Raw genomic sequence first — 15356 nt, 5'->3', positions numbered from 1 at the left:
CGCCATCGCCGGATGAGGGATCACGCCGCGCCGCTCTTCCGGAAGGACGTGTCGTCCGTGGCCAGCGCCCAGACCACGACGATCGAGACGGCCATCGAGAAGAGCGCCCACCAGGGGTAGTAGGGCAGGAAGAGGAACTGGGCGACGGCGTTCAGGGAGGCGAGTGTGATGCCGCCCATCCGCCCCCACTCGGAGCCCTTGAGGATTCCGGCGCCGGCGAGGGCGACGAGGATGCCGAGGATGAGGTGGGTCCAGCCCCAGCTGGTCAGACTGAACTCGAAGACGTAGTCGCCGACGCGGGTGTAGATGTCGTCCTTGGCGATGGCGACGATGCCCTGGAGGATGTCCAGGATACCGACGACCACCATGAGGACTCCGGCGAAAAGGGTTCCGCCGGAGGCCCCTGTGGCGCCTGAATCGGCGCGGGGCGGGCGCGGTGCGGTGTTCTGGCTCATGGGCTCATCGTCCGGCCGTAGGTCCGGGAGCGATCGTTCAGTTACTCCGAACGAGTGCGCGAGCGCCCGGCTCGCCTTCGTCATGACCTGCTTGCCGGTGGCGCCGGTGTGGTCCACGACGGCTGTCCACTTGCCGCCCAGCTGCCTCGTCGGCGCGTCGGTCCAGGTGGTGCCGCCGTCGTAGGAGTAGGACAGCGCCGCCATGCGGGAGGGGTCCCTCCCGTGGGCGGGAAGGACCCCTCTGCTGTGCTGTTCCGAAGGTGCGGTGCCGGTCAGCTGCCGCTGGTCGCCCGGCGGCGGCGCCACCAGACGAGTGCGCCGCCCGCGGCGATCGCTGCGGCCGCGATGCCGCCGATCAGGCCCAGGGGCGTGCTGCTGCCGGTGTCGGCGAGGTCACCGTCGGGGTCCTTCGGGCCGGGCGGGGTGGTGGCCCCGGGAGACTGGCTGGCGGTCGGTGCCGGATCCGTCGGGGTCGGGGTCTGCGTCCCCGTACCCGTCGGGGTCGGGGTCGCCGTCTGGGTCGGCTCTCCGGTCCCCGTGGGGGTGGGAGTGGGACCGGGGGTGCCGGCATCGGAGTGTCCGGCGCTGTTTCCGCCGAACATCAGATAGCCCTTCTTGTTCGGATCGTCTGCGAGCGTGTCGACCGCGAATCCGACCGTGCGGGGCTTGTAGCGCTGCTCGGTGCGGAAACGCACCGGATTCATGTTGCTCTTGGGCTGCTTGGAGAAGTCGACCCCGCCCACGGTGTAGACGTAGACGTCCTCGCCGTTGGACCACTTGTACTTGAAGGTGCCTTCGGTGAACGCCTTGTAGTAGCGCTCCCAGACCTGCTTGCCGGTCCAGTCCTGATGCGGCGCGCGCAGCGCCCAGCGCTTCACGTCGTTGCTGTTGATGATCCTGCGGTACTCGGCGGGCATGTCGGCGGCGTTCTGACGGACCCACTCGGCGGCGACGCGGGCGGTGTAGACGCGGCGCAGGTCGGCGTAGTAGTCGCCGTTGTTGACCTTCTCCGAGACCAGGGGGGTGATGTACTGGTCGAGTACGCGGTCGGACTGCTGCGTCTCCGCCTCGGTGAGGTCGCAGCCCTTCCCGCCGGGCGGCTGCGTGGTGGTCTCCTGCGGCACCGTGGACAGCTTCAGCGGGGTGTCGAGGATGTGGATGCCGCCGTCCTGCTCGCGCACGACCGCGGTCTCCGGCTCGATCCAGTAGCGGAAACCGGCCCAGCAGGGGAAGCCGTTGCGCTTGGGCAGGGCGTTCATGAAGTTGCGGCCCGCGTCCGTCTCCGGGTCCATGGCCTTGAAGATGTCGTGCTTCAGCTCCAGGTCCGCTTCCAGGAGCACCCGGCCCGCGTCGGTCTTGCCGAAGTCCTTGTCGATGATGCGGTTCGGCTCGTCCGGGTTGAGGTTCACCCAGAACGTGGACGGGTCCAGGGCGAGCCAGGTGAAGAACGCGTCGGAGATCAGGTTGCCCTTCTCCTGACCGCCCCACCCGGCCGCGTACTCGTCCTCCACCGACTTGGCGGAGAACGCGTAGTCCAGTCCCTTGCCGCTCTTGGCCTTGCCGATGTACCGCAGGTCGAGGGTGGTGAAGTCGATGCCACCGAGGCCGCGGTTCATCAAGGACCGCTGTCCGGTCTTGCCCAGCCGGTCGAGCTGCTCCTTGAGGGTCTGCGGGTTCGCCGGGGACTGGTTGATCACCTGGTTGCCGGAGCCGCGGGACCCGGTGGAGGTGCCGTTGCCCGGTGACATCGTCGTACCGTTCGCGCGGTACGGGCCGTTCTCGGTGCCCTTGGGCGGCAGTCCCCTGTGATGGGACTGGTAGTCGTAGGTACGGAGCCGGTCGCGGCCGAGCGCGTCCTTGCCCGCGCTGTCCTTCAGCTCCTTCATGAAGTTCTTGGCGTCGCGGGTCTGGTTCTCGGCGAACACATAGGTGTACTTGTAGGAGCGCCAGCCCGGGTGCTTGGCCCACGCCCGGTCCGCGGCCTTCTCGCTCGTGGCGGGGCTGCCGTTGGACTTGACCTCCACGATTTCCCGGGTGCGCTTGTTGTAGGCGTCCGGCCGGCGCAGGTGGCGGTCGCGGGGGTTGTCGGGATCGACGAAGTAGAACTCCTTCTCGCAGATCCAGTCCGGGCCGGTCAGACCCATCTCGCGCACGACCTTGGCCATGAAGGCCTTGCCGCGGGCGTCGTGGCCCTGGTTCGGGATGTAGACCTTCGCCAGGTAGTCGCCGAAGACCTTCCACCGCTTCTGCGCGTTGAACCGGGCGTAGATGCGCCGCGGGTCGCTGTGGTCGTACTTCTTGTAGTCGGTGCCCGCCGCGTCGAGCTCGGCCTGGGTGGGGTTCAGGCCGTCGAACTGGAGACCCGGGTTGGTGTAGTCGTACGTGTCCCAACGGTCCACCGCACGGGAGGCGTCCCCCTGGGGCAGGCCGCCGGTGGGGACGTTCTTCACCCCGTACATCTCGTCGCAGCGCTTGCCCGGCTTCGGCCGTGGCAGCGGCGCGGCTTCGGCGACGCCGGTGACACCGACGACCGGCTGGCCGGTGACGGTGATGACGGTGGCACAGGCGAGCGCTAGCAGGCTGTTCCTGAGCGCACGCCAGCGGCGCGCTATTCGTGCTGGCTTCACAGTGCTCTCCCCGGGAGCCCCACGGGTTCGGTTCCGGCTGTGTGGCGCCAGGGCCCCCGTTGCTCATGTCGGCGCCGCACAAGCGGTCCGATCCTAGGGCCGCGCTTTGCCGCCGCAATGCCATTTAGGCGGCGTGGCATGTGTTAACTCCGTGCAGATCACTGATTCTTGCCGTCATATCGAGGGCTAGGCTTAGCGGCTGTGAGCGATGACATCTGGGACCATGAGGACGAGCACGCCGTCGCCGAGCGCATCGACAGAGCGCACGCCGACAACCCCCGCCTGACGGCGTGGCTGGGCGAGCAGCAGGGACGCTTCGACGAGTGGAGCCGCCGCCACGGCGGTGGATGGGACTTCGACGAACGCTCCCTCGACCGTATGGAAGCCCTGATCCGCGAACACGTCACATCCGTCGACGACTTGTTCGTCCGTGAGCACACCCCGATGATCCAGACCGCCTGCTGGTACGTCGGCGAAGTCCACAACCGCACACGTGGCACCGAGTGGCGCATGGACCCCGATCCCGCCGACAGCCACCCGTGGTCCCAACGCCCGTACGTCATCGTGCCCTTCGCCCATCTGGACGAGTACCGGGACCCCGAGGGCATCGACTACGACGCCCGGCCCCAGCACCACCCGCTCAGCAGCTTCCTCACCCTCCTCCGGGAGGGCCCCACGTCCGGCCCGGCCTCACTGCGAAGCGAACTGGACGACTACGAGCCCGGCGCCGGCGACGACGAGGTGTGATGCCGCGCTCCCTCGCGGGCCGCGGTATGCGTCGTCGCTGCGGGTGGCACCGACAGCTTGCCGCTTCTCTTCTTCACTCGTCGCTCCAGGTTGGGCACGGCCGACTTGTTCCGGCGGACCGAGACGTACGTCCGGAGGCCGTCCCACCGCAATGAATCAAGGGGATCGTCGTCCCGGCCCTGACCGGGGCGGCCGGCGCGGCCGCGGCCGTCCGGGAAAAAACTTCGGCGGGAGGTGAATCCTCTGGGGACCTCGCCGTCTCTTATGTGTGTACCGGCCGAACGGCGCCGGCAGAACACAGGAGAAACACCATGGTCACGGCCATCGTAGTCATCGGAGTCCTGCTCGTGGGCGCGTGCAGCTGGCACCTCATGCGCCGCTTCAAGAGCCGAAGCTGACGAGTGCCTGCGCGCAGGACGCCCGCCGGGTATGAGTAGCACATGAACCAACGTTTCTCCTGGCCGGACGAGCGGCTGATCAAGGCCGCTCAGGACGGCGACGTCACGTCGCTCACCACCGTCGTCATGGAATCGCAGCCTCATGTGCGCAAGTTCGCCAAGTCGCTGTGCGCCTCGCCGCAGGATGCCGAGGACGCCGCGCAGGAGGCGCTGATCATCCTCTACCGGAAGATCGGCACCTTGCGGGCCACCGGCGCGCTCGCCTCATGGATGTTCCGGATCGTGCGCAACGAGTGCCTCCGGCAGGTGCGGCTGCTCGTCTCGCGCAACGACGAGCCGTCGGCCGAATCGGAGGCGTCCCCGGAACCGTCCGCCGAGGAGGCGGTGCTGCACAGGCTGGAGGTGGAGCGGATCGCGGCCGCGGTCAGCGCTCTGCCCCGTGACCAGCGGCAGGTCCTGATCATGCGGGACGTCCAGGGCCTGCCCGGCAGGACCGTCGCCCATGCGCTCGGTCTGAGCACCGCCGCGATGAAGTCGCGGCTGCACAGGGCACGCGCGACGGTGCGCGACGCCCTGGAAGCGACCGAACAAGCATCCGATCAAGCCGCCGCCTAGGCGCCCGATCGAGCCATCGACCACCCAGTCGGAGGAGAGTCACGACCGTGAACACAGTGAAGCCCGCACCGGACGTGAAGATCCGGACGAACGCGAAGTCCGCGGCACCCGACTTCGCCAGCAAGTCCGTCCCGCGCCACCTGGCGCGCGGCGTCATCGGCTTTGGGCTGATCATCGGCTCGATCGCCATGGTGCCGGCCGCCGGCCCGGCCACCCTGCTCGCGGCCCCACTGGCCCTGATCGCCTTCCGCGGCTGCCCCACCTGCTGGATGGTCGGCCTGGCTCAGACCATCTCCCGTGGGCGTCTGGAGCGCCAGTGCGTGGACGGCGTCTGCACGCTGACCAAGGCCCACCCGGCGGCGCAGCACGCCGGCGAGCCGAGCGTCGACAGCAAGGTTCCGGCCGCTTCGCGGTGATCGGGCCACGGTCCGGACCGTATACGGCGAACCCGCGAACGCCCGATCCGCCGGCTTCTCCGTGGCCTCGGCCCCGGGGCGGCCGGCGTCCCGGCCCGGCTTGACCTCCGCCCCCGTCGACCGTCCCGGAGGTGGTGTCACCAGGCCGGGAGGCATCGGTCGGCGAAGTGGCGGACCACTTCCGGCGGCACCCGAGTGCCGTGGCCGGAAAGCGCAGGCGGCCCGCCCCATGTCCCACCAGAAGTACGCGTTGTTTCCTTGCGGTTGACGGTACGGTCACGAGGAAGCCGAATCCCCCCGATTACCCGGAATATTGATTCCGGATAGCAACTCCATGGCCCGGCCTTTGGTTTACGGCGTGGCGACTCGCTGCTAGGGTCCAAATGGAGATTGAATGCGGTGGTGCCGCCTGGTCGGCAGTGCCGTTGATCGTGCTTCACGGGGGGAGCAAGAAAGCCATGATCCACCATGCCCAAATTGAGGCGGCAGCAACGCCGCCGGACAGTCTTGACGACCGCACTGTTGCCGTCGTAGGACTCTCCTGCCGATTTCCCGGTGGGGCAAACCCCGCCGAATTCTGGGATCTCCTCAGGAACGGCCGCGACGCCATAGCGGAGCCGCCCGCGGATCGCGCGCACCTGGCCTTATTGGGCGATGGGTCGCCGCGCCCCGGCGGATTCCTGCCCCGTGTCGACACCTTCGATGCCGAGTTCTTCGGCATATCGCCGCGCGAAGCTGCCGCGATGGACCCGCAGCAGCGGCTCGTCCTTGAGCTCGCCTGGGAGGCGCTGGAGGACGCCGGCATCGTCCCGGCCACGCTCGCCGACACCGCGACCGGCGTCTTCGTGGGCGCGATCGCCGACGACTACGCGGCCCTCACCCAGGCCGCCGGCCCCGAAGCCACCTCCGCGCACACGGTGACCGGCCTGCACCGCGGCATCATCGCCAACCGCGTCTCCTACGTCCTCGGCCTGCGAGGACCCAGCATGGTGGTCGACACCGCACAGTCATCAGCGCTGGTCGCGGTGCATCTGGCCGCCGAGAGCCTGCGCCGCGGCGAGTCCGTCGTCGCGCTGGCCGGCGGCGTCAACCTCAACCTCGCACCGGAGAGCACCCACGCCCTGGCGGCCTTCGGCAGCCTCTCGCCCGACGGCCGATGTTACGCACTCGACGCCCGGGCGAACGGCTATGTCCGGGGCGAGGGCGGCGGTGTGGTCGCGCTGAAACTCCTCAGCCGGGCTTTAGCCGACGGGGACCGCATCCATTGCCTCCTGCGCGGTGGCGCCATCGGCAACGACGGCGCGAGCGACACCCTCCCCACTCCGAATGGAAAGGCCCAGGAACGCGTCATACGCGACGCCTGGGAAAATGCGCGAATACCGCTGGAACAAGCACAGTACGTAGAAATCCACGGATCGGGCACCCGGGTCGGCGATCCCATTGAAGCCTCTGCTCTGGGCGCTGTCTTCGCCTCGTCCCGCACTGCGGACAATCCGCTCAGGCTCGGATCCGTCAAGACGAACATCGGCCACCTCGAAGGCGCCGCAGGCATCGCGGGACTGGTCAAGACCATTCTCTGCCTCAAAGAGCGGGAAATCGTCCCGACCCTGAACTACCGCACCCCCAATCCACAGATACCTTTCACCGATCTGGGGCTCGCCGCCGCCACCGGAGCCGGTCCGTGGCCGAATCCCGACGGGCCGCTCGTCGCGGGTGTGACATCGGTCGGAATGGGGGGCACGAACTGTCATCTCGTACTCAGCGAGTGGCCCGACAGCGCCACCGCCACCACCGCCGAGAACAAGCCGGAACAAGCGACAGAACAAACAGCGGAGCAGCCTGCTGAAAGGCCGACTGAATCGGGCGCATACGGTTCCCTCACCTGGGTGCTGTCCGGGCGCGGCGACAAGGCACTGCGCGCCCAGGCCGCCCGTCTGCGCGAACACCTCGCCGCGCACCAGGAGGTCGGTGCCGCCGAGACCGCCCGGGCCCTCGCTCACGACCGCACCGCCTTCAGCCACCGGGCCGTTCTGGTCGGCGCCGACCGCAACGCGCTGCTGACCGCCCTGGACGCGGTCGCCGACTCCCGGGTCACCCGGGCCGCGGTCGAGGGCAGCAGCCTCCGGGCCGTCCGCGAGGCGGTGTTCGTCTTCCCCGGCCAGGGTTCGCAGTGGGCCGGAATGGCCGCCGAACTCCTTGACAGCGCTCCCGTGTTCGCCCGGGTCATCGAGGACTGCGAGCGCGCACTGCGCCCGTACCGCGACTGGTCGCTCACCGATGTCCTGCGCGGACGCCCGGGCGCGCCCGCCCTCGAACGCGACGACGTCGTACAACCCGCCCTGTGGGCCGTGATGGTCGGACTGGCCGCGCTGTGGCGGTCGGCGGGTGTCGAACCGGCCGCGGTCGTCGGTCACTCACAGGGCGAGATCGCCGCCGCCACTGTCAGCGGCGCCCTCACCCTGGACGACGCGGCCCGGCTGATCGCCGTACGAAGCGCCGCCCTCGGCACGCTGGCAGGCCGCGGCGGCGGCATGCTCACCGTGTCCCTGCCCGCCGACCGGGTGCGTGAAGATCTCGCCGCATACCCGGGGTTGAGTGTGGCGGCCGTCAACTCCCCCGGCATGACCGTGGTCGCCGGAGACGGCGCCGCCCTCGACGCACTGGCCGCGCGGTACGGCGAGGACGTCCGTACCCGGCGCGTCCCGGTCGCCTACGCCTCGCACAGCCCGCACGTCGACGCCGTACGCGACACCCTGCCGGCCGAGCTCGACGGGATCGCGCCGCGCGCGGGCAGCGTGCCGCTGCACTCCACCGTGACCGCCACGGCGCTCGACGGCGCCGAGCTCGACGTCGCCTACTGGTACCGCAACCTGCGGGAACCCGTGCGGTTCGAGCCCGCCGTACGGGCCCTGCTCGACGCGGGGCACGAGCTGTTCATCGAGATGAGCCCGCACCCCGTGCTCTCGCTCGCGGTCCAGCAGACCGCGGAGGCCGCGGACCTGCCGGTCGCCGCACTGGGCACACTGCGCCGCGACGAGGGCGGCCCGGAGCGACTGCTGCTCGCGTTCGGCGAGGCGTTCTGCCACGGCGCGGAGGTGGACTGGTCCGCCGTCCTGCCCGCCGGCACCGCCCGTACCGCCCGCGCCGAGCTGCCGACCTACGCCTTCCAGCGGCGCCGCCACTGGATCTCCGGTCAGCCCGGCACCGCCCGGACCCTGCCGTCGGCCGGCACCGCGACGGCACCACGGAACCCGGCGCTCCCGGAGGACGCCGCGGACGGACCCGAGTCCGAGCCGAACCGCCCGCTGACCGGCCCCGCCGCCCTGGAGCTGGTCCGGGCACACACCGCCGCCGTCCTCGGCTACGACTCCGCCGCCGAGATCGAGCCACGGCGGACCTTCAAGGAACTGGGCATCGACTCGGTCATGGTCGTCGCGCTGCGCAACCGGCTCGTCAGCGCCACCGGACGCAAGCTCCCCACCACCGTGGTGTACGACCACCCCAGCCCCGCCGAGCTGGCCGCCCTGCTCGCCGACGCCCAGCACGACGCGGCGGCCCCCGAGGCCCGCTCCGAACAGGACGACGATCCGATCGTGATCGTCGGCATGGGGTGCCGCTTCCCGGGCGGGGTGGACTCCCCCGAGGCGCTGTGGCAGGTCGTCGCCGAGCAGCGCGACGTGATCTCGGGCTTCCCGTCCGACCGCGGCTGGGACCTCGACGGCCTCTACCACCCGGACCCCGCCCACGTGGGCACCACCTATGTGCGTAACGGCGGCTTCCTCGAAGACGCCGCCGAGTTCGACGCCGAACTGTTCGGGATCTCGCCGCGTGAGGCCTTGGCGATGGACCCCCAGCAGCGCGCCTTCCTCGAAACCTGCTGGGAGGCCCTGGAGCGGGCCGGTATCGCCCCGGACTCCCTGCGCGGCACCCAGGCAGGGGTGTTCGCCGGTGTCATGGCCCAGGAGTACGGTCCGCGGCTGGGTGAGGCGGGTGCGGGCGCCGCCGGGTTCGGGCTGACGGGAACCACGTCGAGTGTCGCCTCGGGCCGGGTGGCGTACACCCTGGGCTTACAGGGCCCTGCGCTGACGGTCGACACCGCTTGTTCGTCGTCCCTGGTCGCACTGCACCTGGCCGTACGTGCGCTGCGGTCCGGGGAATGCTCGCTCGCCCTCGCGGGTGGTGTGACCGTGATGTCGACACCCGGCATCTTCGTGGAGTTCTCCCGCCAGCGAGGCCTCGCGGCCGACGGCCGGTGCAAGTCCTTCTCCGCCGACGCGGACGGCACCGCCTGGGCCGAGGGTGTCGGCGTCCTCGTCGTGGAGCGGTTGTCCGACGCACGACGACTCGGGCACGACGTGCTTGCGGTGGTCGCCGGTACCGCCGTCAACCAGGACGGCGCCTCCAACGGACTCACCGCACCCAGCGGACCCGCACAGGAACGAGTCATCCGCGCCGCCGTGGCCGACGCCGGAGTATCGTTCTCCGGCATCGACGCCGTCGAAGCCCACGGCACCGGCACCGTCCTCGGCGACCCCATCGAGGCACAAGCCCTCCTCGCCACCTACGGCAGCCAGCGCGACGGCCGCCCCCTGATGCTGGGATCGCTCAAGTCCAACCTCGGCCACGCCCAAGCCGCCGCCGGAGTCGGCGGCGTCATCAAGATGGTCATGGCACTGCGCCATGGCGAAGTACCCGCCTCCCTCAACGTGAGCAAGCCCAGCGAACTCGTCGACTGGGAGTCCGGCGGCGTCGAAGTACTCACCGAGGCACGCCCCTGGCCCTCCACCGAAGACAGGACCCGACGGGCCGGAGTGTCGTCGTTCGGCATCAGCGGCACCAACGCCCACGTCATCCTCGCCGAAGCACCGACAGCCGAGCCGGTCGCGTCCGGAACCGGCTCCGGAGAGGACGGCTCCGCGCCTCTGTGGGTGCTGTCCGGCCGTACCGAGCCGGCGTTGCGCGCCCAGGCCACCGCACTCGTCGACGCCCTGGACACCCTCGACGAGGGGTCCGTCCGTGACCTCGGCCGCGCCCTGGCCACCACCCGTACCGCCCTCGACCACCGCGCGGCCGTCACCGCCGAGGACCACGCCGAGGCCGTCGCGGCGCTGGCCGCTCTCGGTCGCGGTGAACCGCACTCCGCGCTGGCGCTCGGCTCGGCACGTCCCGACGACGGTCTCGCCTACCTCTTCACCGGGCAGGGCAGCCAACGCGTCGGCATGGGACGCGAGTTGTACGAGAGCGAGCCGGTCTTCGCCGACGCCCTCGACGCGGTGTGCGCCGAACTCGACGCCTGCCGCACCTCCGTGCCCGGCACACCGCCGATCCGCGAGGTGATGTTCCACGAGGCCGAGGCCCTCGACCGGACCGAGAACACCCAGTGCGCGCTCTTCGCCCTCCAGGTCGCCCTGTTCCGGCTCCTTGAGCACCGGGGCCTGGCGCCGGACGCCGTACTCGGCCACTCCATCGGTGAGTTCGCCGCTGCCCACGTCGCCGGGATCCTCACCCTGCCCGACGCCTGTGCCCTGGTCGCCGCGCGCGGTCGGCTGATGCAGGCCCTGCCGTCCGGCGGTGCGATGACGGCCGTCCAGGCGTCGCAGGACGAGGTCCGCGCCGCGGTGGAGGGCCGCGAGCACGAAGTGAGCATCGCCGCCGTCAACGGCCCCACGGCCGTCGTCGTCTCCGGTGACGTGGAGGCCGTCGAAGAGGTCGCCGCCGTGTTCGCCGGCGCCGGCCGCAAGACGCGCCGGCTCACCGTCAGTCACGCCTTCCACTCCCACCGCATGGACGGGATGCTCGACGCGTTCGCCGCCGTCACCGCGGGAATCCGGTACGCGGAGCCGCGCGTCCCCATGGTGTCCACCGTCACCGGCGGGACCGTCGACGTCACCGCCGACTACTGGGTCCGGCAGGTGCGCCGGGAAGTGCGGATGTCCGACGGTCTCGCCGCACTCCACGACCTCGGGATGCGGACCTTCCTCGAACTCGGCCCGGACGGTGTGCTGTCGGCCCTGGGCCAGGACTGTCTGGACGACGACGCGTCGGCGTTCCTCCCGGTGCTGCGCCGCGGCCGGTCCGAACGCCGCACCCTGACCTCCGCGCTCGGCACCGTGCACGTCCGGGGCCGGAGCCCGGACTGGCGGGCCGTGTTCGGCCCGGGGCCGACCCCCGGCCTGCCCACGTACGCCTTCCAGCGGGAGCGGTACTGGCTGACCGCGCAGGGCACCGAAGGACCGGCCGGTCACCCGTTGCTGGGCCCCGCCGTCGAACTCGCCGAATCCGGGCAGGCCGTACTGAGCGCCCGGCTCGGCCGCCGTACCCACTCCTGGCTCGCCGACCACGCCGTTCTGGGCTCGGTCCTGCTGCCCGGCACCGCTTTCCTCGAACTCGTCGCACGGGCGGGCTCGCAGACCGGTGCGCCGCGGGTCGCCGAACTCACCCTGCTCGCGCCGCTGGTGATCCCCGAGGAGGGCCGCACCGAGGTACAGGTCGTCGTGGCCGCGCCCGACGACGACGGACAGCGCACGGTGACCGTCCACGCCCGCACCGAGACGCCGGACGGCACCACCGAGCCGTGGACCCTGCACGCCACCGGCACCCTCGCGCCGCACGACGGAGGCCCCGCGACCGCCCCGGGCCTGCCCGCCGCCGAGGGCGAGCCACTGACCGTCGACGGCTGCTACGACGACCTGGCCGCCGCGGGCTACGCCTACGGCCCGATCTTCCGTGGCCTGCGCGCCGCGTCGCGACACGGCGCGGACCTGGTCGCCGAGGTCGCCCTGCCGACGTCCGTCACCGACGCCGGCTCCTACGGGCTGCATCCGGCGCTGCTCGACGCGGCCCTGCACCCGATCGTCATGACCGCGCTGGACGGCGGCAACCGCCGTCTGCTGCCCTTCTCCTGGCGCGGCGTGACCGTCCACCAGCCCGGCGCCCGCACCGCCCGCGTCCTGATCGGCGACACCGGGCCGGACGCGGTGTCGCTGACCCTGCTCGACGAGTCCCACGCGGTGGTCGCCGAGGTCGAGGAGCTGGTCCTGCGTCCGGTGAGCGACGACGTCGCCGTCCCGCGCTCGCTCCACCGCCTGGACTGGACGCCGGCCACGGCGGACCGGGAACCGTCCCCGTCGGCCGTCGCACTCGGCACCGCCGATCTGGGCGTCGGCCCGCAGTACGCCGACCTCGCGACCCTCGGCCAGGCCCTCACCGCGGGGCTACCCGCCCCCGCGGTGGTCTTCGCACCGCTCGCGGACCTGGCGGACCTCGGCGCGCCGACGGACTTCGTGGAAGGTTCCGCGGCCGGCGACCGGCCCGTCGTGCACCGCGCGCTCGCCCTGCTCCAGGCCTGGCTGGCCGACGACCGGCTCGCCGACTCCCGGCTGGTGCTCGTCACCCGGGCGGCCGTGGCCACGGCACCCGACGCCGATGTGGACCCCGACGCCGCGGCCGTATGGGGTCTGGCCCGCTCGGCGCAGACCGAGAACCCCGGACGGGTCGGACTCCTCGACGTGGAGTCGGCCGCCGACTGCCGTACCGCACTGCCGCTGATCGGCACGGAGCACCAACTCGCCGCACGCGAGGACGCGTTGCTGGTGCCCGTGATCGGCCGGGCGACAGCCGGCAGCACCCTGGTTCCCCCTGCCGGGGTGACCGCCTGGCGGCTGGCAGTGCGCGACCGCGGGACCCTGGACCACCTGGCGCTCGAACCCTGCCCGGAGGTCCAGGCCCCGCTCGGCGACGGCGAGATACGCATCTCGGTGCGCGCCGCGGGCGTCAACTTCCGCGATGTGCTGAACACCCTCGGCCTCTACCCCGGCGACCCCGGTCTGCTCGGCCTCGAAGGGGCCGGTGTGGTCACCGAGGTCGGGCCCGGCGTCAGCGGTCTCGGTGTCGGAGACCGGGTCATGGGCCTGTTCCCCGGGGCGTTCGGCCCGGTGGCCGTCACCGACCACCGGCGGGTCGCGGTGCTGCCCGCCGACTGGACGTTCGCCCAGGCGGCGTCCGCGCCCATCGTGTTCCTGACCGCCTACCACGCCCTGGTCGACCTCGCCGGCCTGGCCGCGGGCGAGCGCGTCCTGATCCATGCCGCCGCGGGTGGCGTCGGTATGGCGGCCGTCCAACTGGCCCGACATCTGGGAGCGGAGGTCTACGGCACGGCGGGCCCGGGCAAGTGGGACGCCCTGCGTTCCCTCGGCCTGGAAGGGGCCAATCTGGCGTCGTCGCGCACCCTGGACTTCGAGACCGCGTTCGGCGCGGCCACCGAAGGCCGCGGCATGGACGTCGTACTGAACTCCCTCGCCGGTGAGTTCGTGGACGCCTCGCTGAGGCTGCTGCCGCACGGCGGCCGCTTCGTGGAGATGGGCAAGACCGATCTACGCGAGCCGGGCGTCGTCGCTGCCGATCACCCCGGGGTGGACTACCGCTTCTTCGACCTGCTCCAGGAACCGACCGAGCGGATCGCCGAACTGCTCACCGATGTACTCACGTTGCTGTCCTCAGGGGCACTGACGCCACTGCCGCACAGCACCTGGGACGTCCGCCGGGCACCGGAGGCGTTCCGTCACGTCAGCCAGGCCCGGCACATCGGCAAGGTCGTCCTCACCCTGCCCGCGGTCCTCGATCCGGCCGGCACGGTCCTGGTCACCGGTGCCACCGGCGCCCTCGGCGGACTGGTCGCGCGGCACCTGGTCACCGAGCACGGCGCTCGCCGTCTGCTGCTTGTCAGCCGCCGCGGCCCCGACGCCCCGGATGCCAAGGAACTGGCGGCGGAACTCGCCGAGTCGGGCGCCGAGGTCACCCTCGCCGCCTGTGACACCGCCGACCGCGACGCGCTCGCGCGACTGCTGACCGGCGTACGGCTCACCGCCGTCGTCCACGCCGCAGGAGTGCTCGACGACGGCGTGATCACGGCGCTCAGCCCCGACCGCCTCGACACGGTGCTCGCCCCGAAGGCCACCGCGGCCCGCAACCTGCACGAACTGACCGCGGACCAGGACCTGGCGGCCTTCGTCCTCTTCTCCTCCGTGATGGGTGTCGTCGGCGGCGCGGGCCAGGGCAACTACGCTGCCGCCAACGCCTATCTGGACGCCCTGGCCCAGCACCGTAGGGCACAGCACCTCCCCGCGCTCTCCCTGGCCTGGGGCATGTGGGCGGACACCGCGGGACGGCCGGGAGCCGCCGGAATGGCGGGTGCCCTGTCCGAGGCCGACCGGGGACGGATCGCCCGAACCGGCCTCGCACCCATCGACCGCGCGGAGGGCCTGGCGCTGCTCGACGCGGCACTGCGCATGGACGTCGCCGCGCTCGTGCCCGCACCCTTCGACCGTGCCGCGCTCGGCGCACTCGGCGCTCAACTGCCTTCGGTGCTACGGAACCTGGCTCCGGCCGCACCGCGCCCGACCCAGGTTGCGACCGCCACCACGGCCCCGACGACCGCGACCCTGCGCGACCGGCTCGCCGCGCTGAACCCGGCCGAGCGGCAGGAACTGCTCCTGGACCTCGTCCGGGTGCAGACCGCCGCCGTACTCGGTCGTTCCTCCGCGTCCGGCATTCCCGCCGACCGGTCCTTCAAGGACATGGGCTGCGATTCGCTCACGCTCGTGGAGCTGCGCAACAGGCTGCAGACCAGCGCCGGTCTCCGGCTGCCCGCCACCTTCCTCTTCAACTACCCGACGCCGCTCGCGGTCGTGGCCCACCTGAGCACCGAACTGGCCCCGACCGACAGCGAATCCGCCGACTCCACCGGCTCCTTCGGCTCCACCCATTCCACCGGTTCCACCGACTCCACGGCCGTACCCGGTCTGATCGAACTCAACGGGCTGGAAGCGGCGCTTGCCGAACTGCCGGACGACACCCAGGACGACATCCGAGACGAGATCGTCCAACGACTCCAGGCACTGGCGGCCCGTGTACCGGCTCAGCGGACCCGGACCGACAGCAGCGATGTGACCGCGCGGGTCGAGTCGGCGTCCGTCGACGAACTGCTCGCGTTCATCGACTCCGAACTCTGACTCCACGTCCGCATCACCCGGACCCTCACCCAGCCCATCCTGTTCACCGCGCGCGGGACGCCCGGGCACGCTTCACGGGCAGCCATGC

6 protein-coding genes are annotated in these 15356 nt (G+C 71.3%); 4 read left to right on the top strand and 2 right to left on the bottom strand.

The window, feature by feature from the left end:
* Positions 1-20: 20 nt before the first annotated feature.
* Positions 21-659, bottom strand: a complete 639-nt coding sequence (locus tag OG514_RS25025; RefSeq protein ID WP_323181600.1) for a hypothetical protein — start codon at positions 657-659, stop codon at positions 21-23.
* A gap of 68 nt (positions 660-727) precedes the next feature.
* A complete protein-coding gene (locus OG514_RS25020; protein WP_266898433.1) occupies positions 728-3082 on the bottom strand; it encodes an LPXTG cell wall anchor domain-containing protein in 2355 nt (784 codons plus the stop codon).
* Positions 3083-3283: 201 nt separating this feature from the next.
* Between OG514_RS25020 and OG514_RS25015 the strand changes: the two genes are divergently transcribed.
* From OG514_RS25015 to OG514_RS25000, 4 genes are all read left to right on the top strand, one after another.
* Positions 3284-3829 (top strand): hypothetical protein, encoded by a 546-nt coding sequence (locus OG514_RS25015; protein ID WP_266898431.1) that lies wholly within the window; start codon positions 3284-3286, stop codon positions 3827-3829.
* Between the two features lie 440 nt (positions 3830-4269).
* Positions 4270-4842 (top strand): RNA polymerase sigma factor, encoded by a 573-nt coding sequence (locus tag OG514_RS25010; RefSeq protein ID WP_266898430.1) that lies wholly within the window; start codon positions 4270-4272, stop codon positions 4840-4842.
* Between the two features lie 56 nt (positions 4843-4898).
* Entirely contained in the window at positions 4899-5258 is a 360-nt protein-coding gene (locus OG514_RS25005; protein ID WP_266900953.1) for a hypothetical protein, read from the top strand.
* A 383-nt stretch (positions 5259-5641) separates the two neighbouring features.
* Positions 5642-15268: an SDR family NAD(P)-dependent oxidoreductase gene (locus OG514_RS25000; protein WP_323181599.1), complete on the top strand. Its 9627-nt coding sequence runs from the start codon at positions 5642-5644 to the stop codon at positions 15266-15268.
* Positions 15269-15356: the final 88 nt, after the last annotated feature.

Source organism: Streptomyces sp. NBC_00572, assembly GCF_026341815.1.
Taxonomy (GTDB): domain Bacteria; phylum Actinomycetota; class Actinomycetes; order Streptomycetales; family Streptomycetaceae; genus Streptomyces.
This window is presented reverse-complemented; position numbering and strand designations above follow the sequence as displayed.